18 protein-coding genes are annotated in these 24,120 nt (G+C 44.1%); 9 read left to right on the top strand and 9 right to left on the bottom strand.

Annotated elements, in window-relative coordinates; translation table 11 throughout:
* Positions 1-10: 10 nt before the first annotated feature.
* Entirely contained in the window at positions 11-448 is a 438-nt protein-coding gene (locus GRFL_RS06210) for a hypothetical protein (RefSeq protein ID WP_083643788.1), read from the top strand.
* A gap of 29 nt (positions 449-477) precedes the next feature.
* Here GRFL_RS06210 and GRFL_RS06205 read toward each other — a convergent pair whose 3' ends face one another.
* Entirely contained in the window at positions 478-1,533 is a 1,056-nt protein-coding gene (locus GRFL_RS06205) for an endonuclease/exonuclease/phosphatase family protein (protein ID WP_083643787.1), read from the bottom strand.
* Between the two features lie 115 nt (positions 1,534-1,648).
* Here GRFL_RS06205 and GRFL_RS06200 point away from each other — a divergent pair, with 115 nt between their 5' ends.
* Together GRFL_RS06200 and GRFL_RS06195 are read left to right on the top strand one after the other, a co-directional pair.
* A complete protein-coding gene (locus GRFL_RS06200; RefSeq protein ID WP_083643786.1) occupies positions 1,649-4,468 on the top strand; it encodes a TonB-dependent receptor in 2,820 nt (939 codons plus the stop codon).
* Positions 4,469-4,471: 3 nt separating this feature from the next.
* Positions 4,472-5,845: a DUF5689 domain-containing protein gene (locus GRFL_RS06195; RefSeq protein WP_083643785.1), complete on the top strand. Its 1,374-nt coding sequence runs from the start codon at positions 4,472-4,474 to the stop codon at positions 5,843-5,845.
* Here GRFL_RS06195 and mfd read toward each other — a convergent pair.
* Complete coding sequence (mfd, locus tag GRFL_RS06190) at positions 5,842-9,210, bottom strand: transcription-repair coupling factor (protein ID WP_083643784.1); 3,369 nt, start codon at positions 9,208-9,210, stop codon at positions 5,842-5,844. The two genes, GRFL_RS06195 and mfd, sit on opposite strands and share 4 nt — an antisense overlap.
* Before the next feature lie 175 nt (positions 9,211-9,385).
* Here mfd and GRFL_RS06185 point away from each other — a divergent pair, with 175 nt between their 5' ends.
* Positions 9,386-10,744, top strand: a complete 1,359-nt coding sequence (locus GRFL_RS06185; protein ID WP_083643783.1) for a dihydrolipoyl dehydrogenase family protein — start codon at positions 9,386-9,388, stop codon at positions 10,742-10,744.
* Here the strand turns inward: GRFL_RS06185 and GRFL_RS06180 are convergent.
* From GRFL_RS06180 to GRFL_RS06155, 6 genes are all read right to left on the bottom strand, one after another.
* A complete protein-coding gene (locus tag GRFL_RS06180) occupies positions 10,741-11,547 on the bottom strand; it encodes a hypothetical protein (protein ID WP_083643782.1) in 807 nt (268 codons plus the stop codon). The two genes, GRFL_RS06185 and GRFL_RS06180, sit on opposite strands and share 4 nt — an antisense overlap.
* Positions 11,548-11,561: 14 nt before the next feature.
* Positions 11,562-12,197: a ligase-associated DNA damage response endonuclease PdeM gene (pdeM, locus tag GRFL_RS06175; RefSeq protein ID WP_083643781.1), complete on the bottom strand. Its 636-nt coding sequence runs from the start codon at positions 12,195-12,197 to the stop codon at positions 11,562-11,564.
* A gap of 1 nt (position 12,198) precedes the next feature.
* Complete coding sequence (locus tag GRFL_RS06170; RefSeq protein WP_083643780.1) at positions 12,199-13,350, bottom strand: methionine aminotransferase; 1,152 nt, start codon at positions 13,348-13,350, stop codon at positions 12,199-12,201.
* An 80-nt stretch (positions 13,351-13,430) separates the two neighbouring features.
* Positions 13,431-14,177 (bottom strand): succinate dehydrogenase/fumarate reductase iron-sulfur subunit, encoded by a 747-nt coding sequence (locus tag GRFL_RS06165; RefSeq protein ID WP_083643779.1) that lies wholly within the window; start codon positions 14,175-14,177, stop codon positions 13,431-13,433.
* Between the two features lie 42 nt (positions 14,178-14,219).
* The gene (locus tag GRFL_RS06160) at positions 14,220-16,223 is read right to left on the bottom strand and encodes a fumarate reductase/succinate dehydrogenase flavoprotein subunit (RefSeq protein ID WP_083643778.1); all 2,004 of its coding nucleotides are present in this window, start codon (positions 16,221-16,223) and stop codon (positions 14,220-14,222) included.
* Between the two features lie 13 nt (positions 16,224-16,236).
* Entirely contained in the window at positions 16,237-16,899 is a 663-nt protein-coding gene (locus tag GRFL_RS06155) for a succinate dehydrogenase cytochrome b subunit (protein ID WP_083643777.1), read from the bottom strand.
* 242 nt (positions 16,900-17,141) lie between these two features.
* Here GRFL_RS06155 and GRFL_RS06150 point away from each other — a divergent pair, with 242 nt between their 5' ends.
* The 3 genes from GRFL_RS06150 to GRFL_RS06140 are packed head-to-tail and all read left to right on the top strand — an operon-like array spanning position 17,142 to position 18,871.
* A complete protein-coding gene (locus GRFL_RS06150; RefSeq protein WP_158091601.1) occupies positions 17,142-17,657 on the top strand; it encodes a DinB family protein in 516 nt (171 codons plus the stop codon).
* Positions 17,658-17,663: 6 nt separating this feature from the next.
* Entirely contained in the window at positions 17,664-18,584 is a 921-nt protein-coding gene (locus tag GRFL_RS06145) for a DnaJ C-terminal domain-containing protein (RefSeq protein WP_083643775.1), read from the top strand.
* Positions 18,581-18,871, top strand: coding sequence for a chaperone modulator CbpM (locus GRFL_RS06140; RefSeq protein WP_083643774.1), 291 nt, complete (start codon positions 18,581-18,583; stop codon positions 18,869-18,871). The genes GRFL_RS06145 and GRFL_RS06140 overlap by 4 nt, the downstream gene beginning before the upstream one ends.
* A 16-nt stretch (positions 18,872-18,887) precedes the next feature.
* Here GRFL_RS06140 and GRFL_RS06135 read toward each other — a convergent pair whose 3' ends face one another.
* Complete coding sequence (locus GRFL_RS06135; protein ID WP_083643773.1) at positions 18,888-21,815, bottom strand: VPS10 domain-containing protein; 2,928 nt, start codon at positions 21,813-21,815, stop codon at positions 18,888-18,890.
* 117 nt (positions 21,816-21,932) lie between these two features.
* On the opposite strand from GRFL_RS06135, the gene GRFL_RS06130 reads away from it, so the two are divergent.
* Entirely contained in the window at positions 21,933-23,225 is a 1,293-nt protein-coding gene (locus GRFL_RS06130) for an aminopeptidase P family protein (protein WP_083643772.1), read from the top strand.
* Positions 23,226-23,279: 54 nt separating this feature from the next.
* Positions 23,280-24,053: an alpha/beta fold hydrolase gene (locus tag GRFL_RS06125; RefSeq protein WP_083643771.1), complete on the top strand. Its 774-nt coding sequence runs from the start codon at positions 23,280-23,282 to the stop codon at positions 24,051-24,053.
* Positions 24,054-24,120 lie beyond the last annotated feature (67 nt).

The raw sequence follows: 24,120 nt of genomic DNA, 5'->3' as shown, positions 1-24,120 counted from the left end.
AATTATCTTTATGTACGAAGTTGTTCAGTTTATACATTCATATTGGGCCTATCTGGTGCTCTTCATGTTGCTGATTGCCAGTTTTAATGCCATCATTGGTTTTGTGACTAATAAAGAATATGGTTCCACCAATTTCCAGATAGCGCTCTTTACCCTGATTGTTAGTCATATTCAGTTACTAATCGGGATTGTGCTATATTTTTCTGCTCCCTATTTCAAAATGTGGGCAGAAGAAGGCATGGGAGGCGTAATGAGTGATTCTACTTTGCGGTTATACAATGTAGAGCATCCGCTAATGATGATTATTGCCATCGCCCTGATCACCATCGGGTATTCCAAACACAAGAAAAAACTGACCTCGAAACCCAAATTCAAAACCCTGGCGATATTTTATACGCTGGCATTGATCGTGGTACTTTCGCGCATTCCCTGGAGTGCATGGTTCTAACATATTCAGCCCGGTTTATCCGGGCTTTTTTATTCCGAAGAATTCCTGATCAGGTACAGATATACCGGGAAGTGATCACTGTAACCACCTTCGTAACCGGAATAGCCATAAGTGCGATATGGATAACCTCTGAATTGTCCGCTTTGGGTAATTAAATAAGGAGCAGTGAAAATTTCAGCTTTATAGAACTGGAAGCCTTCGTGTTGACTGTTTACCAGATTCCCGCTCATATAGAACTGGTCAAAAAGGTTCCAACTATCCCGATAAGCCAGGCTGCCCTTTCCGTTTTTCAGCATCAGTTCCATAGGATTATACAATTCATCAGGTTTTAGATTTTCCTTGCTGGATTTGGTTTGCAGGATTTTCTTAAAACTCTTATCGGTAGGATCGTCATTAAAATCGCCCATTGCGATGATTCGGGCATCTCCATGTTCTTTCCGAAGCGAGTCAATAATTCGCCTGTTCAGCGCCGCTGCTTTTTCCCTTTTATAGGAACTTTTCAATTCCCCGCCACCTCTTGAAGGCCAGTGATTCACGATAAAACTGATCTCTTCTCCGTGAAGCAGACCGCTTACCACGAGTTGATCCCTGGTGTAATCTCTTTTTCCAGGTTGATCGGCTTCAAAGATGAGCAGTTTGTGATTTTTAGATTGTAAAGGCCGAAAGGCCGCTTTACGGTATAAAAGCGCCACATCCACACCTCGCTCGTCGGGGGAATCAAAATGAATATAGGCATATTGATAAGCCGAAAGTGCCGGCATTGCAACCAGGCGATCCAGCACCGTCCGGTTTTCAACCTCGCAAAGCCCGATTACCGCAGGTGGATTGGTGTTCATGCCGGTTCCAATTTCTGAAAGTACCTTACTGATATTTTCCAGTTTTCGTTGAAAACGTTTGTCATCCCAGCGATCCTTTCCGTTTGCCGTACGATCATCATCGAACGTATTCGGGTCATCAACCGTATCAAAAAAGTTCTCGAGATTATAAAAGGCGACAGTTTCCAGCTGATAAGCACGTTCCCCTTGCGCAAAATTGTAGGATGAATAACTCATAATGGCTACAAACATCCCTATTTTCCTGATCATTTCAAAATTAACGTTCACGCATAAAAATTTTGTTGTAAGAATTTAAATTACTCAAAATTACTTTGTTATATATTTGATTCTGCGGAAATTTTTAAGCTTTCCATGAGGCATTTAAATGAAGAGAGAATATGTGCTGTATGCCGTTTGCCTGTTGTGGGTTTCGGGTATTTCTGGGCAGGAAATTAAAGTGGAAGGTAGCTTCCTGGATGCTTTCACGGAAGTGGCCCTTCCGCAGGTAAAAATTTCCATCGAAAGCCTGAACTATGAAGGGTTTTCAGACGAAAACGGGCTTTTTGACATCAGTATTTCTGAAGTTGCCGCTGAAGAATATATTCTAAAAATAGAGAAAGCAGGTTATCTTCCTAAACGGATCCCGGTTAGAACCTCCATTGATAAGAGGTCGCTGGGAGTGCTGTACCTCGAACCAGATATTTCTTTCGAGAATACGCAGCTGGCAACCGTATTTCTCACAGAAGCGGAATTGAACGACGAGGAAACCGTAGCCGATAATATTTCTGGAATTCTGCAGTCTTCGCGAGATGTCTTTCAAAATGCAGCTGCCTTTGATTTTAGTCAGACTTTTTACCGGCCGCGCGGTTTGGGTTCAGAATATGCCAAAGTCCTCATCAACGGCTTTGAAATGAGCCAGGACAATAATTCCAGGCCCATCTGGAGCGAGTGGGGTGGTCTCAATGATGTGCAAAGGAATCAATCGTTCACTACCGGTCTTTTTCCGGCTGAAAATGCTTTTGGTTCGCTGGCCGGAACGATCAATTTTACCATGCGCGCTTCCCGCTACGCCAGGGGTGGGCGTATCACCGCCTCGGTATCGAACAGAAGTTACAATGGTAGATTCATGGTTACTTATGCTTCCGGAGAGGTGGGTAATGGCTGGTATTATACGGTTTCGGGCAGTAGGCGGTTTGCCGATGAAGGTTTGGTAGAAGGCACGTTATACGATGCGGCTTCTTTCTTTGCAGCGGTAGAAAAAAAACTGTCTGAAAAGTCTTTTCTGAATTTGGCTTTTTTCTATACTCCTTCAGAAAGAGGGAAATCGGCACCCCTTTCAGAAGAAATTTTTGAGCTTAAAGGGCGCTATTATAATCCTTACTGGGGTTACCAGGAGGGAGACATTCGGAATTCACGGATCAAAAAAATTACGCTTCCCGTAGTACAATTACTGCATTCCTGGCAGCTGAATGCAAGTTCTGAACTCCTTTCCGGAATTATGTTGGAAGCTGGCGAAATGAGCAACTCCAGAATCGATTACGGTGGCAGCACGGCAAACCTGGTAGATTCGCAGTACTATTATTCGGTTCCGGGAACCAACCCGGACCCTGCCTATTATCAAAATTTACCGTCTTATTTCCTGCGATCAGCAACAACGACCAATTACGAATCGGCCTGGAGGGCACGACAGGAATTGGAGGAAAATGGCCAGTTAGACTGGAGTGCCTTATACGAAGCAAACTTACAGGCTGCCACTCACGGGCAAAATGCGATCTATGCTATGGTCAGTGATGTGATGAGTCCCCAGAGAATATCGGGAATGTCCAATTTCTCCCATCAATTTTCTCCTCATCTGAAAATTGACGCAGGGGTGAATACCCGGATTTTCCGGAATGGACATTTCGGAAGAATCGAAGATTTGCTTGGAGGAAAATCTTTTCTGGATGTCGATATTTATGCGGAAGACCCTGCTGCCACCGGATCATCCAAGCAAAGTGATTTGCAGAATTTTAACCGACTCGTTTCCGAAGACCAGCGATATAAATATGATTATGCGGTTTTGGGCTATCATTCCAGTTTATTCGGAAAAGTGGAATTTTCCGGACCAAAATGGGAGCTTTTCGGAGCGATCCAGGCCTCGGGAACGGCTTATCGAAGGAATGGAAATTATCAAAACGGACTTCATCCGGAAACTTCACTGGGGAAAAGCGAGCTTTCCGATTTTAAGAATTTCGGTTTGAAGGCAGGAAGCATTTATAAAATATCCGGAAGGCAAAATGTGGAGGCAAACTTCGCCTGGTTTGGGAGGGCACCTGGCTATGAATCGGTTTTTGTGAATCCGCGCCAGACCGATCTTTTGGTTCCTGATGGACAATCAGAAAAAATTTTGGCAGGGGATTTTTCTTACCGTTTTCGCAGTTCTGATTTTAACCTGAGGCTTACCGGTTATATTTCCGAAGTTCGAGATGCTACCGAGATTTCTTTTTATTTCACGGAAGGGCTTTCCGGACTGGAGCGCGAAAATACGGCGGCATTTGTCCAGGAGATCCTTCAGAATATACATAAAAGATACTACGGAATGGAATTCGGAACGGAATATCAGCTTACTCCCAGCCTGAAACTGAAATCTGCCCTCGGTCTGGGCGAAAATAGCTATGCTAATAATCCCAATTTGATGCTGTCTTCATCTGCTTTCGCTGAAATTTTAAATTATGGCGAGGCTTATTTAAAAAATTATCACCTGCCGGGTGGTCCGCAAACTGCTGCCCAGTTGGGTTTCGAATATCGCGATACCGATTTCTGGTGGTTCAGTTCGAGCCTGAATTATTTTGATCGCAGCTTTATTGACAGCAATCCGCTCAATCGAACGCTGAATTTTCAGCGAGATTATGATGGGCTGCCATTGGTAGGTTATGATGAGGATGTTGCGAGAAAGCTGCTCAAACAGGAACAATTCGACAGTTATTTTCTGTGGAATGCCACTGGAGGAAAATCCTGGAGACTGAAAGATAAATATCTGGGGCTTTTTGCCAGTTTGAATAATATTTTGAATACGCTTTACAAAACCGGAGGCTTCGAACAATCCAGGAATTCGAATTATCGGGAGTTAAAAGAAGACAGCGACCGGGAATTTCCGCTCTTCGCTTCCAAATACTGGTATGGCCCCGGTACCTCCTTTTTTATCAATTTAAACCTGCGATTCTAACCAATGAAAAATTTCCTCGCTTTAAGCCTGTTGCTACTACTAAATTCCTGTGTGACGACTGATGATTATGATCTGCCTGACCTTACTATTATAGAACCCGAATTCACGGGAAACCTCACGAGTATTAAAGCTGTCAAAGGCAATTTTGATTTTTCTACCGGGGAAGTATATACTTTTCGATATACCAATACCTGGTTCGAAGCCTATGTGGTAAGCAGTGACCTGGCTGGAAATTTCTATAAAAAGCTGGTGCTCCAGGACCGGCCGGAAAACCCTACTGCAGGAATCCAGATATTACTTGATGATAATTCTCTGTCTTCGACCTTTGACTTCGGAAGAAAGCTGTATATCAAACTAGATGGATTGAGCATGGCCTTTAGTAATGGCGTTTTACAACTCGGCCTTCAGAATAGGGGAGATGTCGTGGCGATTCCTTCTTCCATGATCGATGATTTTGTGATGAGAAGTGACAAAATTTCGGAAATAGTTCCATTGAGCCTTCGAATAGCTGATTTCAGCAGCGACCTGAATAATCTTTATATACGGCTGAACAACGTACAGTTTGACCGCACACTGGTGCGAGAAAACGATCTATATTCTTTTGCTTCCAATATTGCCGATCAGTACGACGGGGCACGAGAGCTGGAAAGTTGTGAAACCGGCGAAACCACAATTTTGAGCACCAGTACTTATGCTGATTTTCGTTCATTACTACTCCCCTCTGGTTCAGGGAGTGTGGAAGGAGTTCTGACACGAGATTTTTATGATGAACATTTTGTGATCGTTTTGAATTCGCCTGAAAAAATACAATTCAATGGTGAACGATGCGATCCGGAATTTGCTAATTGCAGCGATAATCCCGAAATGGGATCGCAGGTGATTTTTGAGGAGAATTTTGACGGAGTGACTTCCAATACTACTCTCAATTCCCGGCACTGGACAAATGTGAATAGTAGCGGAGGTGAAAAGAAATGGACGCCAACACTTTCCAATGGAAATCGGGTTTTAAGAATCACCGCTTACAACACCAATGAAAGTCCGCTGGAAGCCTGGCTGGTTTCTCCCGAGCTGGATTTGTCTGGTTGGAACACCGCAACGCTTAGTTTTGACCTGTTGGCAGGGTACGATAATGGGATGTTCCTAAAGGTTTTCGTGACCAGGAATTTTTCGGGAGATCCTCGAACTACCAACTGGGAGCCACTAGATGCGAACATTCCTTTGGGGCCTTCCGGGGCTTACCTGTCTAATTTCAGAAAATCGATGATCGATGTTTCCTGTCTTGGAGACAAGATCTGGATCGGGTTTCAGTATCTCGGTGCCGCACCTGATAAGACCACGACCTACGACCTGGATAATTTCAGGCTTTCCGGAAATTAAGCGCTTGCGGGCTCTTCAATATTTCTGAAATCCAGCGGTTGCAGCACTTTTAATGCTCTTTCTACCGATGTGATCTTTTCAAAAGTCAGCAATAACCGAAGACCATTTCTGGTTTGTTTTTCCTTCATTTTGCAGGTATGCGAATGGGTTTGTACATACTGCAGGATCTTCGTGAAATTTTTTGTCTGGTAAAATCTGGAATTTTGATCTGCAATGAAATAACCTACAAATTTGCCTTTTTTCATGATGATTTTCTCCAGGCCTAAATGCGCGGCGATCCATTTGATACGAACACTATTCAAAAGATCGGTGGCCTGCGTTGGCAATTCTCCAAATCGGTCTACCAGTTCAGCTTCAAATTGCTGCAATTCATTTTCGGTCTTTAACTCATTCAATTTGGTGTAAAGATTCAGTCGTTCTGAAATATTATTGATGTAGTCATCTGGGAACAATAGCTCAAAATCGGAATCGATCTGCGTGTCTTTTACAAATTCCTTGGTTTCCAGGTTTTCCTGATCACTATACAATTCGCGGAATTCATTTTCTTTTAGCTCTTCGATGGCCTCGTTCAGGATCTTTTGATAAGTGTCGAACCCAATTTCGTTGATAAACCCACTTTGTTCACCTCCTAAAAGATCGCCTGCACCGCGAATTTCAAGGTCTTTCATAGCGATATTGAAACCGCTTCCCAATTCTGAAAACTGTTCCAGGGCGGTGATGCGTTTACGGGCATCTTCGGTCATTGCCGAATAAGGCGGAGTGATGAAGTAGCAGAACGCCTTTTTATTGCTTCGGCCAACTCTACCACGCATCTGGTGAAGATCAGACAGCCCGAAATTATTAGCGTTATTAATGAAAATGGTATTGGCGTTGGATACGTCCAGGCCACTCTCTACGATCGTGGTGGAAACCAGCACGTCAAATTCCCCGTTGATGAAGCTCAACATCAGTTTTTCCAGTTTTTTCCCATCCATTTGGCCATGTCCCACGCCAATTTTGGCATCCGGAACCAGTCTCTGGATCATCCCGGCCACTTCCTTGATGTTTTCCACGCGATTGTGAATGAAAAAAACCTGCCCGCCACGCTGAATCTCGTAACTCACCGCGTCGCGAATAGTTTCTTCCGAAAAACGGATAACATTGGTTTCAATAGGGTAGCGGTTGGGAGGCGGGGTCGTGATCGTAGATAGGTCACGAGCGGCCATCAGGCTGAATTGCAGGGTTCTTGGAATTGGTGTGGCGGTAAGGGTAAGCGTATCTACATTCTCCCGAATCGTTTTCAGCTTATCTTTTACGGCAACGCCAAATTTTTGTTCCTCATCAACAATGAGCAGCCCAAGATCTTTGAATTTTACTGTTTTGTTTACCAGTTGGTGGGTCCCGATGATAATATCCACTTTTCCGTCAGCAAGGTCCTGCAGGGTCTCTCTTTTTTCCTTGGCAGTTCGAAAACGGTTCAGGTAATCAATTCGTACCGGGAAATCCTTCAGTCTTTCGGTGAAAGTTTGATGATGCTGAAAGGCGAGAATTGTAGTAGGAACCAGGACGGCTACCTGCTTGCCATTATCAACAGCTTTGAAAGCAGCCCTGATGGCCACTTCTGTTTTTCCGAAGCCTACATCTCCACAAACCAGCCGGTCCATAGGTTGCAAAGATTCCATATCCTTTTTGACCGCTTCCGTAGCCGAGCTTTGGTCTGGCGTGTCCTCGTAAATAAAGGAAGCTTCGAGTTCGTGCTGTAAATAGGAATCGGGCCCATACTGAAAACCTTTTTCCAGCCTTCTCTTGGCGTATAGCTTTATAAGGTCGTAGGCGATATGCTTGACGCGGGCCTTGGTTTTCTTTTTCAGGTTTTTCCAGGCGTTGCTGCCCAGTTTATAGATCTTAGGCGCTTTCCCGTCTTTCCCGTTATATTTTGAAATCTTGTGTAGCGAATGAATGCTCAGGTACAGGATATCGCGTTCACCGTAGATGAGTTTGATGGCTTCCTGTTTTTTGCCTTCCACATCAATTTTCTGAAGCCCGCCAAATTTGCCAATTCCGTGGTCAATATGTGTGACATAATCGCCTACTTCGAGGTTCGTAAGCTCTTTCAGTGTAATTGCCTGTTTTTTAGCGTAGCCATTTTTCAGGTGAAATTTGTGATAACGCTCAAATATCTGGTGATCTGAGTAAACAATGGTTTTGGAATCTTCATCAATAAAACCCTGGTACATAGAAAAAACAGGGGTTTGATATTCCACTTTTTCTTTCTGATCTTCGAAAATGTCATGAAAACGTTTGGCCTGCTGTTCGCTAACGCAGCAAATGTAATTGGTATAGCCGTTACGTTGGTTTTCCAGCAGGTTTTCAATGAGCAGTTCAAACTGTTTATTAAAAGAAGGTTGTGGTTTGGTATGAAATTCCAGGATCTTTTTGGGGTTAAGGAAAGCCTGGTTCCCGAGTTCTGCCGTTGTAAAGTTGAGCAATTCCTTCTTGATCAGTTCCGCGTTGCAAAAAAGTTCTTTTGGTGCGCTGTGTTTGACGTTTTCTGAAAGTTCTTTAAACGCATCTTCTGCCTTGGCGAACAGCTTATCGGTTTGTGCGGAAAGCAGGTCCAGGTTACGGAGAAAAACTATGGTTTTATCTGAAATATACTTTAGGAAGCTTTCGCGAATTTCGTCCAAATGCTTGTTTTCCACATTTGGCATCACCGTGATTTTTTTCTTTTTATCAGTTGAAAGCTGGGTTTCCACATCGAAAGTACGAATGCTGTCGATCTCGTCCCCAAAGAATTCAACGCGATAGGGTTCGTCATGGCTAAAAGAAAAAACGTCTATTATACCACCCCGAACCGAAAACTCACCGGGTTCCGTGACAAAATCGACCCGTTTGAACTGGTATTCGAAAAGCATTTCATTGACAAAATCGATAGAAAGTTCATCTCCCACGGAAATTTTCAGGGTGCTGCGATCCAGTTCTTTTTTGGTAACCACTTTTTCAAAAAGTGCTTCCGGGTACGTAACGATGATCGCCGGCTTTTTCCGGGAATTCAGGCGGTTGAGTACTTCGGCGCGAAGCAACACATTGGCATTGTCTGTCTCCTCGATCTGGTAAGGGCGGCGATAGCTGCCAGGATAGAAGAGAACCTGTTTGTCTCCAATTAGTTGTTCCAGGTCATTTAGGTAGTAAGCGGCCTCTTCCTTGTCATTAAAAATCAGTAAAAACGGATTTTCTGCCTGTGAAAAGGCATCAGCAACCACAAATGAAAGGGCAGATCCCACAAGACCTTTCAGCTGCATTTTTTCAGAATTGGCAATAGCTTCCCGCAATTCCTGCTGAAGCGGGGATTGTGCAAAGTTCTTCGCGATAAGATTTGTACTCATTGCTGCAAAGATAATTTCGCTCTTAAAGTCTTACAACCCAAGCTGTCATATTTAACTATATAATAGCATTTTGAAGGAATTTATCATAATACTAACACAGATAGACTGGGGCTATTAGTATCTTTTTCAGCTGAAATACCTGCCGATACACCGTGATCGCAAGAAAATAAAGGATATGGGATTTGAACATTTTGATGTTTTTGTAATTGGAACCGGAACAGCCGGTAAAAGTGTAGCCAGAGAATGCGTGGAAAGCGGCAAAAAAGTTGCGATCGCCGATAACCGGGAATTTGGAGGAACCTGTGCCAATCGGGGATGTGATCCTAAAAAAGTACTGGTAGGGCTGACTGAGATTCTCGATCGTGCCGCTAAAATGAAAGGGAACGGGATCGCGAAGCTGCCTGAATGGAGCTGGTCTGAACTCTTGCAGTTCAAGAAGAAATTCACCAGCGCGGTACCAGCAGCCACCGAAAAAAAGTTTCAAAAACTTGGTCTTAAAATGTACCATCAGTCGCCCAAATTTCTGGATGAAACAACACTTTCAGTAGAAGGGAAAACGGTCACTGCCGATAAGATCGTGATTGCAACGGGAAATAGACCGCTGGAGTTAAAAATCCCGGGCAGGGAATTTCCCATTAACAGCGATGATTTTATGGAACTGGAAGAGCTTCCGGAAAGCATGATCTTCATTGGAGCCGGATATATTGGGATGGAATTTGCCCATATCGCAGCACGCTGTGGGGTAGACGTGACGGTGATCGATGGCGCGTCCCGGCCGCTTAGCAATTTTGATGAGGATATGGTGGCTTATTTGCAGCGGGCTTCCGAAGATATCGGGATCAAATTCGTATTCAACGCGAAGGTCACTGAAGTGGAACAGCTTCGGAAAAATTTCCGGGTTCACGCCAACGGAAAAAATGGTGAAAAGATCGAACTGGATGCGCGATTGATCGTAAACGCCGCAGGTAGAGTGCCTTCAATCGATGAATTGGAACTGGAAAAAGGAAACGTGGCCTTTTCAGGAAAAGGGATCGAGGTGAACGAAAATCTTCAAAGTACTACCAACCCGAACGTGTATGCCTGTGGAGATGTATCGGCTAGTGAAGGATTACCGCTCACACCGCTTTCCTCGCAAGAAGCGCGGATTGTAACCGCAAATATCCTGAATCTGGAACGAAATAAAATTGCTCATTACCCGCCTCAACCATCGGTTGTTTTCACCCTGCCTAATCTTGCTTCCGTGGGATTACATGAAAAAGAGGCACGGGAAAAAGGCTATGACATTCAGGTTGAACAGAAGAATGTCCCTGGCTGGTTCAATGCAAAACGCATTAATTCCAGTTATTACGCGTATAAAACGATCGTGGATAAGAAAACCGGACTCGTTTTAGGCGCACACCTTATTGGAGATGATGCTTCAGAAATGATCAATATGTTCGTGATGGCCATCTGCGGAAAACTGGATTGCCGCACCCTTAAGGGGATGATCTTCTCTTATCCCAGCTGGGCCAGTGACATCAAGGCGATGGTTTAGGAACCATTGATAAGCCTGTAAATGGGGTTGGTCTTACGATTTTTATAACCGTGGTATGCAGCATTCAGAAATATCAAAATAGCTCCCGCCATAGCTACTCTTGCCAGCATCTGGTTTTCACTATTTTCAGCAGAATGCCTTACATACAGGCCAACGAGCGCCCAAATTCCTACAGCGGCAAATTCCCGCATATTCCGCAAGTAGATCATCAGGATATTTAAAAGCACGGTAGCGGCTATCATGATCATGGTCCATTCTGGTGGAGTGAGACCGGATCCCTGCCAGCCGTATTCCGAAAGAAACGAAGCGACATTTGTAATACAGGCAACGGCGACCCAGCCTGAATAGAGGCAGATGGGCCACCAGTAGAATGCGATTACCTTGAAAGGTGCATTGTAGAGCTCCATATCCGTATTCAGGATGATCTTGATGAGTTTCATCATCATCAGGAACAGTAGTACCACCGCCATCCCGCTGAATTCGTATAACCAGGCTATCACCCAGAGGCAATTCCCAATATTGGTAATTATGAACCAGAAAGAAGTTTTCCTGATGAAAGCCACCTCTTTTTTGCGTTCTTTCGAAAAGGCTTCCGTGAGCATATAGCCGGTAAATAGCAGGAGTGACAGGTAAATGAGGCCCCAAATGCTGAACGTATAATCGGCTGGAGTAAATAGGTTCGGGTATCGATGGCTCACTTCACCAATGGTTTGATCGTTGATCTTCCCAAGCTGCGCGAGGACATTAACGGCTATCGCCAGCAGTAGCGAAAGGAAATTCAGGACGGCTAGTCTTTTAATCATGATGGTAGGCAGATTTAGGCGATTAAAATTACTTCTTTTCCCGTAATCGCAAAAACCTTTTCTCCGTCGATGGGTTTTAGAAAATAATTTCCGGTAAATTCGCCGAAAGCCGGAAGGATCATTTTCCTTTTCCGCATAAAAAAACAGCGTAATTTTAAAGACTGCCTGCCGGCACCGTACATTTTATAACCGGGATGGATGTGACCGCAAAAATTGAAGTACGCACCGTCTTCCTGCGGGTGATGCGTAAACTGAAATTCATCGATGATGATTTCTGAATGAATTCTGATGCCGATAGCTTCATATTTCAGCGGTGAAATGATGTCATGATTCCCGGCAACCAGATGAATTTGCTGATCGGTTTCCCACACCCATTTTTCGAACAATTTCCATTCATTGTTCAGCGAACTGTGGAATAGATCACCGAGAAACACAATATGTTCGGGATCGAAGGTCTTCAGCAGCTGGTCTAATTTGGCAAAATTGGAACTTATTGCAGGCAACGGCACGGCGCTGCCATACTTCCGGAAGTGGCTCACTTTTCCCAGGTGCACATCAGCAATCAGCAGGATTTCCTGCTCCGGCCAGTAGATCGCACCTGAAGCGTGTAAAATAAAGTTCTGCCCGTTAACCTGAATGTTCAGATGCATATTACAAGGTACACAGAATTTCGGCAGCTCTCTCCAGCGTTTCGTCAGTTTTCGCGAAACAAAACCGCAGTTGGTGATGATCTTTCTGATCTAAATTGAAAACGGAAACCGGGATGGAAGCCAGGTTGTGCTCGGTGATCAGCCTTTTGGCAAATTCCGTATCTCGTTCCCTGGTGATTGCCGAAAAATCAAGAAGTTGGAAATAGGTGCCTTCACTTGGTGTGTAGCTGAATTTGGAAGATTTGATGAGGTTCAGGAAAAGATCTCGTTTCTGCTGATAGAAATTCGGTAGATCCAGGTACGTTCGTTCATCTTTCAGGTATTCGCTATACGCGCGCTGCATAGGATGGTTGACCGAAAACGTGGTCATTTCATGAATTTTCCGGATCTCTTTCATCAATTCCGCAGGAGCGACGCAATATCCGGTTTTCCAGCCGGTGTTATGAAATGTTTTTCCGAAGGAAGCGCAAACAATCGCCCGTTCTGCAAGATTTGGGAATTTGCTGGCGCTTTGATGCACTTTTTCGTCGAAAATAAGGTGTTCATAAACTTCATCACTCAGCAGCAAAATAGCCGTATCCTTCAGTAGCAATTCGAGTTTTAGCATATCCTCCTCCGAAAAGACTTTCCCCGTGGGATTGTGCGGAGTATTGATGATGATCATCCTGGTTCTGGAGGTAATTGCCTGTTCCACTTCCTGCCAGTCTAATTCGTATCCAGCTCCTTTAAGCTGAATTGGAACCACTTTTCCGCCGCTGAGCTCTACGGTTGGTTCATAAGTGTCGTAGGCAGGTTTGAGCACGATCACTTCATCTCCCGGGTGAACAAAGGCGGTTATGGCGCAGTAAAGCGCTTCGGTGGCGCCCGAAGTAACGGTGATTTCAGAGATGGGGTCGTAAAAGGTGTCGTGAAGTGCTTCGATTTTGTGACTAATGGCTTCCCGAAGAGCGATCACACCGTTGGCTGGAGGGTACTGGTTATAGCCATTCTTCATGGCTTTATTGACTAGTTTCTTCAATTTCTTATCGGTTTCAAAATTTGGAAATCCCTGTGATAAATTGATGGCCTGGTGTTGTGTGGCCATTTCGCTCATGACGGTGAAAATACTAACCTCGTTTTTTGGCAATTTTGACTCGAATTGCAGTGCTCCCATAACTCCTGATTTTCGATAATATGCATAAAAAATCCCAAACTCCATAGGAATTTGGGATCGATTTATAAGGTGTTGAGATCTTAGCTCTTGGTGCTGGCTTTCATGAATTCGCGGTTCATGCGCGCAATGTTTTCAAGGGAAATTCCTTTTGGACATTCTACTTCGCAGGCCCCCGTGTTACTACAGTTTCCGAAGCCTTCTTCGTCCATCTGGCGAACCATGGCCATCACCCTTTCCGTAGCTTCCACACGACCCTGAGGTAACAAAGCGTATTGAGAAACCTTTGCGGAAGTGAACAGCATGGCGCTGGCATTCTTACAGGCAGCCACACAGGCTCCACAACCAATACAGGTCGCGGCGTTGAAAGATTCATCGGCATGTTCTTTTTCAACCGGAATGCTGTTCGCATCCTGTGTATTTCCAGAGGTATTCACGGAAATATATCCCCATGCCTGCTGAATCCTGTCAAAAGCTGAACGGTCTACCACCAAATCCTTGATCACCGGAAAAGCCTTTGCCCGGAATGGTTCAATCACGATGGTATCGCCATCGTTGAAAGAACGCATGTGAAGCTGGCAGGTTGCGGTTAATCTATTAGGACCATGAGGTTCGCCGTTGATCTGTAGCGAGCAGGAACCACAAATACCCTCACGGCAGTCATGGTCAAACTCTACTGTATCTTCTCCCTTGGCTACCAGCTGCTCGTTGAGCACGTCCATCATTTCAAGGAAAGACATATCCCCATCCACGCCGTCGATATCATAATCTACGAACTTCCCGGTGGCCTGGGCATTTTTCTGGCGCCATATTTTAAGTTTGAGCTTCATAATATTCTTGAAGATTTAAAACTGAAATTCTCAGCTTTCAGATTATTTATAACTTCTGGTTTTTAATTCGATATTTTCAAACACGAGGTTCTCTTTGTGAAGTACTGCTTCACTTGGTTTGCCGGTATATTCCCAGGCAGCAACGTATTTGAAGTTTTCATCATCCCTTAAGGCTTCCCCTTCTTCGGTCTGGTATTCTTCACGGAAGTGACCTCCGCAGGATTCTTCGCGGTGCAATGCATCTTTTGCGAATAGTTCTCCAAGTTCCAGGAAGTCGGCCACACGGCCTGCCTTTTCCAATTCAGCATTCTTCGAATCGGTAGTTCCGGGGACTTTTACGTTCTTCCAGAAATCCTCTCGTAATTCCTGAATTTCAGTAATCGCCTCTTTCAGACCTTCGGCATTACGGGACATTCCGCATTTGTTCCACATGATCTTACCAAGTTTTTTATGGTAATAATCTACGGAATGCTGTCCTCCGGCATTCATCAGCTTATCGATCTTCTCGCGAACGTCTTTTTCTGCCTGATCAAATTCCGCAGAATCGGTTGGAATGGCTCCTGTACGGATATCTTTGGAAAGGTAATCACCAATGGTATACGGCAATACGAAATAACCGTCTGCCAGACCCTGCATCAATGCAGAAGCTCCAAGACGGTTGGCACCGTGATCAGAGAAATTTGCTTCCCCGGCTGCATAACATCCAGGAATGGTGGTTTGCAGGTTGTAATCTACCCAAAGGCCACCCATGGTGTAGTGCACTGCAGGATAGATCATCATTGGGGTTTCGTATGGATTTTGCGCGGTGATCTTCTCGTACATTTCGAAAAGGTTCCCATATTTAGATTCCACTACGTCTTTTCCTAATTTCAGGATCTCTTCCTGAGTTGGGTTTTTATGACCGGAAGAATAGGCTTTTTCTTTTCCGTAGCGCTCAAAAGCACTTCCGAAATCAAGGAAAACAGCCTCCCCGGTTTTATTCACTCCGAATCCGGCATCACAACGTTCCTTGGCTGCTCTGGAAGCAACATCTCGGGGTACGAGGTTACCAAATGCCGGGTATCTTCTTTCTAAGTAATAATCTCTTTCTTCTTCGGAAAGTTCGGTTGGTTTCTTCTTTCCTTCCCGAATCGCTTCTGCATCTTCTTTCTTCTTCGGAACCCAGATTCGACCATCGTTTCTCAAAGATTCAGACATCAACGTCAATTTTGACTGATGATCTCCAGAAACCGGAATACAGGTTGGGTGAATTTGAGTGTAACATGGATTGGCAAAGTAAGCACCTCTTCTATGTGCTCTCCAGGCTGCCATCACGTTACTTCCCATCGCGTTCGTAGAAAGGTAAAATACGTTTCCGTAGCCACCAGAGGCAAGAATGACCGCGTGAGCCGAATGACGCTCGATCTCACCGGTTACCATATCTCTGGCAATGATCCCGCGTGCTTTCCCGTCAACCAATACCAAATCCATCATTTCATGACGGTTGTAAGGTTTGATCTTACCACGGTTGATCTGGCGGTTCATTGCTGAATAGGCACCAAGTAATAATTGTTGCCCGGTTTGTCCTTTTGCGTAGAAGGTTCTGGAAACCAAAACCCCACCAAAAGAACGGTTATCTAAAAGACCACCGTATTCACGAGCAAAAGGAACTCCTTGTGCCACGCACTGGTCAATAATATTTCCTGAAACTTCCGCAAGACGGTAAACATTCGCTTCTCGAGAGCGGTAATCTCCCCCTTTAATAGTATCGTAAAAAAGGCGGTAATCTGAATCACCATCTCCCTGGTAATTTTTGGAAGCGTTGATTCCTCCCTGCGCGGCAATCGAGTGTGCACGTCTTGGAGAATCCTGGTAGCAGAATGTCTTAACATTATATCCTAACTCCGCCAATGTCGCGGCAGCACTTCCTCCCGCAAGACCGGTCCCGATCACGATCACATCGATGTTACGTTTATTAGCAGGGTTCACCAGGTTGATGTTATTCTTGTGGTTGGTCCATTTTTCTGCTAAAGGACCTTCTGGTATTTTAGACTCTAAAACTGACATAAATCTCTCCTAATTAAACGTTAGTAATGTAATGAAACAGGGCGATGAAAATAAACCCAAGCGGAATGATCACAGAAAAAGCTACCGTCGCCTTCCTGATCCATGGCTTGTACTTACTATGCCATCCAGCACTCTGGAAAGAGGCTGAAAACCCGTGAAGCAGGTGCAGCATCAGGAATATGAATGAGATCACATACAGCCCAACACGAATAGGATCCTCAAATTTTTCCACAAGTTCCCCATAGTAACGGCCTGCATCTTCCGGGCTTCCTTCCACATACTTGTGAACAATCTCCGGAATCCAGAAATCGTAAAAATGCAGTCCCAGGAAAGCCAAAACCACAAGACCGGTAAAGATCATGTTTCTGGACATCCAGGATGAATTACTGCCTCCGTTGAATTTTTTGTATTTCACTGGTCTGGCCTTGTTGTTCTTTACTTCCAGGTAAATGCCCATCACGAAATGGAATATGATCCCAAGTATTAAAACCGGCTGAAGCAGGAACTGGACCAAAACATTGGTTCCCATGAAATGAGAGGTCTCATTGAAAAGTTCCGGACTTAAAACCGATAAAAAATTGATGGAAAAATGCTGAAGTAAGAAAAGGACCAGAAAAAGCCCTGATAAGGCCATAGCAAACTTTTTTGCTACTGAAGATTTTAGAAATCCACCCATTAGCTTGAATGTTTTATGAAATTTTAACAGCAAAAGTACTGTATGAATTAGTTACTAGCAAAAAATTACTCCTATTTCACCTACTATTTAGAACTAATTCAAAGTACTTTATAATTTGTTCAATCTTTTTGCGTTGCCGAACCTAAAAAGTTTCCTAAAATTCCCGGTTTCAGGCGTTTTTGGCAAAAGCTTAACGAGCGACAGGGGCCAATTTTCGTAATTTCCAATAGAAAATGAGAACCATGAATCAAAAGGTGCAAAATTATATTCGCTCCATGTCTGAAGTTTTTGAGGGCGATCCATGGTACGGAACTTCAGTCATGCGAAAACTGGAAAATGTGCCTCATGTCATTGGCTTCAAATCCTGTATTCCAGATTCTCATACTACAGCAGAGATCGTGATGCATCTTATTCAGTGGAAAAAATTTGCATTGGAAAAACTCCAGGGAAATGAATTGCACGACATTGAAATAGATTCAGCGAACGACTGGCCTAAGATCAGGGTCGATTCCAAAGAAGAATGGGAAAAACTTAAGCGGGACCTGGTTTCCGCCCAACAGAAAATTTACGAGTTTTTGGAACAGAAAAACGACGAGTATCTCGAGGAAATTGTTCCGGGTCGTGATTATGACATCGCTTATCTTCTGCGAGGAATCATCCAGCATGATATTTACCACCTGGGGCAGATCGGTCTCATCGGGAGTCAGTTAAAACTGGAAGAAAACAATCATACCGGAGTGTTTAATCTCAAAGAATAGTTGTTCATGGAGTTCATAGATTATTATAAACTACTCGAACTGGATCAATCGGCAACTGCAAAAGACATTAAAAAAGCCTATCGAAAACTGGCGCGGAAGTACCATCCTGATCTCAATCCAAACGATAAAGAAGCCCAGGCACGTTTTCAGCAGATCAATGAAGCTCACGAAGTTTTAAGTGATCCTGAGAAACGGAAGAAATATGACCAGTATGGAAAAGACTGGCAGCATGCCGAGCAGTTTGAACAGGCTAAAAGGCAGCAAAGTGCTGCCGGAGGTAGTGGTTTTGGCGGAGGCTTCGGCGGGGGGCAGCAGTATGCCTATTCCGGGAATTTTGATGACGATACGTTTTCTGACTTTTTCGAGCAGATGTTCGGTGGAAGGGCGAGGGCTCATGGTTCCGGTCGTGGCGGTCATTACAAAGGCCAGGATTTTAACGCAGAGCTGCAGCTTCGGTTGAGCGATATTTACGAAAGCCAGAAGCAAACGCTTACCGTCAATGGTAAAAATATCAGGTTAACGATTCCAGCCGGCGTGGAAGACGGGCAGACGATCAAAATTAAAGGTCACGGCGGCCCGGGGATCCAGGGTGGTCCCAAAGGGGATTTGTATATTACCTTTAATATCCTGAATGATACTTCCTTTAAACGCGAAAAGGAGCATTTGTATGCTGAAAAACAGATCAGCCTTTCCACCGCAGTTCTGGGAGGGGAAATCGAGGTAGAAACCTTTACAGGAAAGGTGCGGCTTAAAGTGAAACCCGGAACCCAGAATGGCGCGAAGGTAAAATTAAAAGGAAAAGGTTTTCCGAAGTATAAAAAAGAAGGTTTTGGGGACCTATTCGTGACCTATAAGGTGAACATGCCGGAAAAACTGACGGCCGAGCAGAAAGAATTATTTGAAAAACTTCAAAAATCAGGATTATGAAACGTGAAGATCTAATCCCGGCAGAAGAAATTTGTGTTCGCTATAAAGTAGAAAGGAAATTTGTGCGATCGCTTTTTGATAGCGGGATCATCGAGGTGATCACCATTGAAAAGACAGAATACATTCCGCAGGACAGCTTAACGAATTTTGAAAAAATGATCCGTCTTTCGCGCGATCTGAAGATCAATCTCGAAGGTCTCGAAGCGATACATCACTTACTGGGGCAGATCGAAAAGCTCCAAAAAGACAACAGGCGATTAAGAAATCGCCTGGGCCTTTATGAATAATATGTCAGGAAACTAATTAATAAGTTTCACCCGGCTCCCCGTAGGCTTCCGGTTCTGGCTCGCGATTGCCACCGCGACCGCCTGTGACTTCAAATTTCGTTTCAGCGGTTTTCCCATTTAATTGGAGCTGCATCGTATACTTTCCAACCGGAATATAGAATTTTTCGTTGGCCGCTTTGGAAATGGTCGTTTTTTCATCAGCTTTCTGAAGTTGCTCCTTTCCGCTTTCGGTGATCGTAAGATCGTATTCCGCAGTATTGAAACCCTTATCGGCGTCTACCTCGAACTTCTGAAGTTCGTTTCCTTTATCATCCTGAATAGTGATCGTGGCTTTGCCAGCTTCAGAAGTATAAAAGCTAATAGGCAATTCCGGCACATAAGGATCCATCCATTTGCTGTAGCTGTTGCCCCATCTCGGGGAAAAGCGAATTTCCTTGGCTGATGAAACGCTGAGCGCGTCCTCCATTTTATCGAGGTCCATATCTGAAATCGGTGAAATATCAGCGATGTAAATCGAGCGTCCATGGGTGCCCACCACCAGGTCTTTGTCTCTTTCCTGAACACGAAGATCGTGAACCGGGACATTAGGGAAATTGGCACTAAAAGCCTGCCAGCTTGCGCCGCGATCAAGCGATACATACAAACCGTTGTCTGTTCCCAAATAGAGGATCTTTTCATTTGCAGGGTCTTCTCGAATCACATTCACCGGTGATAATGGCAAATTAGAGCTGATCGCTTTCCAGGTCGTTCCGTAATCTTCGGAAACATATACATAAGGTTTAAAATCATCCCAGCGATAACCGTTCAAAGTTGCATACACGCGCTCTTTAGAATGTTCCGAAGCTACCAGCCTGGAAACCCAAAGATCCTGCGGAAGCTTGTCGCTGATCTTTGTCCAGCTCCCGCCACCATCCTTGGTGCGGTAAATATAGCCATCGTCGCTTCCGGTATAGATCAACCCGAACTGAAATGGCGATTCTGTCACCGAAGCCAAAGTTCCATAAGGTACGTCGCCTTCTTTTCCACCATGCGTCAGATCTTCGGAAATTGGCTGCCAGTTTTCTCCCTGGTCCATGCTGCGCATCAGCTTATTTGTTCCGAAGTACACGATATCCTGGTTGTGAGGAGACAGTAAGATCGGGCTTTGCCAGTTAAAACGATAAGGTGCTTCTCCCAGAGAATGCTTCGGCTGGATGTAAGAGCGCTCTCCGGTTTTGCGATTGATCCTGAAATAGCTTCCGAATTGGAATCCTGTATACACAATATCAGCATCCCGCGAATCAATTTCCACCTGCATACCGTCACCACCCATGATCGATTCGTAACCATATTCTCCGGAAGCCTGCCATCCCGGTCCTTCTTCATAATTGTGAGGACCTACCCAAACACCATTATCCTGGAGTCCGCCGTAGACATTATAATTTTTCTCATTGTCGACATTTACGCTGTAAAACTGGCCAACAGCGGGAGTGTTATTTTTGATCCAGGTCTCGCCATCATCGTAACTGATGTTTACACCCCCATCGTTCCCGTTAATTAGGTGGCCGCTTTTATTAGGGTCGATCCAAAGAGTGTGGTGATCGGAATGGACGTTGCTGGCATCTATGGATTTGAAAGTTTTTCCGCCGTCTTTAGATTTGATGATGGGTACACCATAAATATAGATGCCGTCTTTATCCTGTGGGTCTACATGAACCATCCCGAAGTAATAACCATAACTGTAATACAGGTCATCCAGGTAATCGTCATGGGTTCTTTTCCAGGTTTTCCCAGCATCGTCAGAGCGGTAGACTTCCGCGCCAATAACCGGAGTATTCAGCATGTTTTCCATCGCATCTTTACCAAGGTAAATGGAAAGATCTTTTGGTTCGATCGAACCTTTACGAACCATTTCCTTGACGCTTTCAGCGGTATATTGATCCTGAAATCCGTTAGACCGAAGGAATTTTTCCAATTCTTCATCTTCGAGTTTCAGGAATTTCGACTGACTCATTTTATCGAAATCTTTCTTCTGAAGACCTTCCGGTTTTTCCTCTTTTTTATCTTCATCCGGGCGGTGGTTCTGGTTGTCGACAATTGCGTAAACCGTATTACCGTCGAAAACTGAAATCCCGATTCGGCCAACACCATCCCCGGTAGGAAATCCTGAAGATTTAGTGGAGATCAACTCCCAGGTATCCCCAGAATCGGTGCTTTTGTAGATTCCACTGGATTCTCCACCTTCTTTAAAATCCCAGGCTTTTCGGTCTTTGTCCCAGGCTGCTGCATACATTTCAGCATAATTATCAGGATTGACCGCAACATCTATAATTCCGGTATGCTCATTGATGAATAACTTTTTCGTCCAGGTTTGGCCACCATCGGTAGTTTTGAAAATTCCTCTTTCCGCATTATCAGAATAGAGGTGACCCGTTACTCCAACCACGATTTCATCAGGATTTTCAGGATTGATCAAAATCCTGCTTATATGGTGTGAATCTGGCAAACCCATTACTTCCCAGGTTTCCCCATCATCTTCCGTTTTCATCATCCCGATTCCGGCATAAGAAGAACGGGAGGCATTCACTTCCCCGGTTCCTACCCAAAGTGTCCCGTTTTTCCAGTCTTTGGCGATATCTCCAATTTTTAAAGTTGGAGCATTATCTGTTACAGACTGGAAGGTGGTTCCGTTATTTTTGGTATGCCAAACTCCTCCCGTAGCGTAGGCTACATAGAACTCGGTTGGATCTTCCGGGTTCACGGCCAAATCGGTTACCCGGCCGCTCATTACTGTAGGTCCCACATTTTTAAAAGGGATGTTCTTAACGATCGATTGTTGGTTGAGTTCCAGTTTTTTCTCAATGGCCGCCCGGTAATCTTTCCCGGAAGTAACCTCTTGTTGTGCAAAAATGCCGGTTCCTGAAATCAAAAGAGACAGGCCCAGCGTCGTGTAAAGTTTTTTCATGTTTTAGCCTTAATCGCCTAAAAATACTAAAAGATGGCTTCAGTTGAAATTTTAAATCAATATTCTGGTTATTGCCATCAAATCCAGTTAATTTTGAGGAAATTGAAATAAACTGATATGAAATACGATAAAATCGATTCAAAACTGTTCGTGAAAAACCGCAAGAACTTCATGGAGAAAATGAAGCCGAACAGTCTGGCGGTTTTTAATTCGAATGATATTTATCCAATTGGGGCCGACAGTACCATGCCTTTTCAGCAGAACAGGGATATTTTTTACCTGAGCGGTGTGGATCAGGACAAAAGTATCCTGGTTTTATTTCCCGATGCACCAGATCCAAAACATCGCGAAATTCTTTTCCTGACTGAAACAAACGATCATATCGCGGTTTGGGAAGGTGCGAAACTTACCAAAGACGATGCTTTTGAGACCAGCGGAATTAAAACCGTTTACTGGCTGAAGGATTTTGATCGTGTGTTTTTTGAAGTGATGACGCAGTGCGATACCGTTTACCTGAATACTAATGAACATTATCGCGCCGCACACGAAACCGAAACCCGCGATGACCGCTTTATTAAATGGTGTAAGGAGAAATATCCGGCGCACCAGGTAGCAAAAGCAAATCCTATTCTACAAAGATTGCGTTCCGTTAAAGATCCAATTGAGCTGGATCTAATGCAGAAGGCTTGTGATATCACCGAAAAGGCATTCCGAAGAACACTTGGTTTTGTAAAGCCGGGCGTTTGGGAATACGAGATTGAAGCAGAATATTACCATGAAATGATCAGGAATCGATCTAAAGGTTTTGCTTACACGCCAATTATCGCCAGTGGGAAAAATGCCTGCGTGCTGCATTATATTGAGAACAATGCGCAGTGTAAGGAAGGCGAATTGATTTTGCTTGATACCGGTGCGGAATATGCCAATTATTCCAGTGATTTAAGTAGAACGATCCCGGTTTCCGGAAAGTTTACCAAAAGACAGAAAGAAGTTTACAATGCTGTGAATAAGGTGAAGAATGAGGCCACAAAATTGCTTGTTCCGGGAACTCTTTGGAAAGAATATCATGTGGAAGTTGGAAAAATGATGACTTCGGAATTATTAGGCCTGGGATTGTTGGATAAGGCTGATGTTCAGAATGAAGATCCAGACTGGCCGGCCTACAAGAAATATTTCATGCACGGAACTTCACACCATATTGGTCTTGATACACATGATTACGGAATTTTGACCGAGCCTATGGAAGCCAACCAGGTTTTCACGGTGGAACCGGGAATTTACATTCCAGATGAAGGTTTCGGAATTAGATTGGAAGATGATGTGGTGATCCAGGAAAAAGGAGAGCCATTCAATTTGATGCGAAACATTCCTATCGAAGCCGATGAGATTGAAGAGATCATGAATTCTTAATATAGGATTAACCAATTTTAAATAGAACGGGTTCATTTTTGAACCCGTTTTTTGATGATGGAAATACAGTTTCGAAATAAGAATGTGCATTATACCAGCGCAGGGAAAGGAAATCCGCTGGTTTTGTTACACGGATTTCTGGAAGATTCCCGGATATGGGACGAACTGGTGAATGATCTTCAGAAATCGCGGCAGGTAATTTGCATCGATTTGCCCGGCCACGGAAAAACCGATGGATTTGCTGAGATTCACGAAATGTCTTTGATGGCCGAAGTGGTAAAGGCAGTGACAGATCATGTTGGAATAGGGGGATTTAGCATTGCCGGTCACAGCATGGGTGGCTACGTGAGTTTGGAATTTCTACGGAAATTTCCTAAGATGTTGAAAGCGGTGGTGTTGATTAATTCAACACCGGCTGAAGATTCTGTAGAAAAGAAGGCGATCAGGGATAAATCGGTCAGGCTGGTGGGAAGAAATAAAAAGGCATTTGTGAGCATGGCAATTTCTAATTTGTATACCGATGAAAGCAGGAAATTATTCGCTGCGGAAATTGACTCTTTGAAGAAACGAGCCGGTCAACTTTCAGCAAAAAACATTCAGGCAGCATTAAAAGGTATGAAAATTCGTACAAATTATGTAATGGAGCTTCAATCTTTCGATAAACAGAAGCTTTTCATCGCTTCGGAAGATGACCCGATATTGGATATCAATGGATTAAAGCTTCTGGCAGAGGAATGTCGGGCAGATTTTGTTCCGTTGAAAAGAGGGCATAATTCCTATATGGAAGATCGAGATAATTTAACAAAAACTATGCATTTCATCGATTAATTAATACTTTTTGTCGAAACATTAACTATATTTTATATTTTAGAATTCTATAAATCAGAAAATTAAC

This window comes from Christiangramia flava JLT2011, from assembly GCF_001951155.1.
Taxonomy (GTDB): domain Bacteria; phylum Bacteroidota; class Bacteroidia; order Flavobacteriales; family Flavobacteriaceae; genus Christiangramia; species Christiangramia flava.
The sequence above is the reverse complement of the archived record's forward strand: the minus strand, read 5'-3'. Positions and strand labels throughout refer to the sequence as shown.

Excerpts from the sequence above, each read along its gene's own strand:
- GRFL_RS06180 (WP_083643782.1), bottom strand. The coding sequence starts at position 11,547 with ATGATTAAAAGACTAGCCGTCCTGAATTTCCTTTCGCTACTGCTGGCG.
- mfd (WP_083643784.1), bottom strand. The coding sequence starts at position 9,210 with ATGAGTACAAATCTTATCGCGAAGAACTTTGCACAATCCCCGCTTCAG.
- GRFL_RS06130 (WP_083643772.1), top strand. The coding sequence starts at position 21,933 with ATGAAATACGATAAAATCGATTCAAAACTGTTCGTGAAAAACCGCAAG.
- GRFL_RS06165 (WP_083643779.1), bottom strand. The coding sequence starts at position 14,177 with ATGAAGCTCAAACTTAAAATATGGCGCCAGAAAAATGCCCAGGCCACC.
- GRFL_RS06125 (WP_083643771.1), top strand. The coding sequence starts at position 23,280 with ATGATGGAAATACAGTTTCGAAATAAGAATGTGCATTATACCAGCGCA.
- GRFL_RS06205 (WP_083643787.1), bottom strand. The coding sequence starts at position 1,533 with ATGATCAGGAAAATAGGGATGTTTGTAGCCATTATGAGTTATTCATCC.
- pdeM (WP_083643781.1), bottom strand. The coding sequence starts at position 12,197 with ATGCATCTGAACATTCAGGTTAACGGGCAGAACTTTATTTTACACGCT.
- GRFL_RS06170 (WP_083643780.1), bottom strand. The coding sequence starts at position 13,350 with ATGGGAGCACTGCAATTCGAGTCAAAATTGCCAAAAAACGAGGTTAGT.
- GRFL_RS06145 (WP_083643775.1), top strand. The coding sequence starts at position 17,664 with ATGGAGTTCATAGATTATTATAAACTACTCGAACTGGATCAATCGGCA.
- GRFL_RS06200 (WP_083643786.1), top strand. The coding sequence starts at position 1,649 with ATGAAGAGAGAATATGTGCTGTATGCCGTTTGCCTGTTGTGGGTTTCG.
- GRFL_RS06195 (WP_083643785.1), top strand. The coding sequence starts at position 4,472 with ATGAAAAATTTCCTCGCTTTAAGCCTGTTGCTACTACTAAATTCCTGT.
- GRFL_RS06155 (WP_083643777.1), bottom strand. The coding sequence starts at position 16,899 with ATGGGTGGATTTCTAAAATCTTCAGTAGCAAAAAAGTTTGCTATGGCC.
- GRFL_RS06135 (WP_083643773.1), bottom strand. The coding sequence starts at position 21,815 with ATGAAAAAACTTTACACGACGCTGGGCCTGTCTCTTTTGATTTCAGGA.
- GRFL_RS06185 (WP_083643783.1), top strand. The coding sequence starts at position 9,386 with ATGGGATTTGAACATTTTGATGTTTTTGTAATTGGAACCGGAACAGCC.
- GRFL_RS06140 (WP_083643774.1), top strand. The coding sequence starts at position 18,581 with ATGAAACGTGAAGATCTAATCCCGGCAGAAGAAATTTGTGTTCGCTAT.
- GRFL_RS06150 (WP_158091601.1), top strand. The coding sequence starts at position 17,142 with ATGAATCAAAAGGTGCAAAATTATATTCGCTCCATGTCTGAAGTTTTT.
- GRFL_RS06210 (WP_083643788.1), top strand. The coding sequence starts at position 11 with ATGTACGAAGTTGTTCAGTTTATACATTCATATTGGGCCTATCTGGTG.
- GRFL_RS06160 (WP_083643778.1), bottom strand. The coding sequence starts at position 16,223 with ATGTCAGTTTTAGAGTCTAAAATACCAGAAGGTCCTTTAGCAGAAAAA.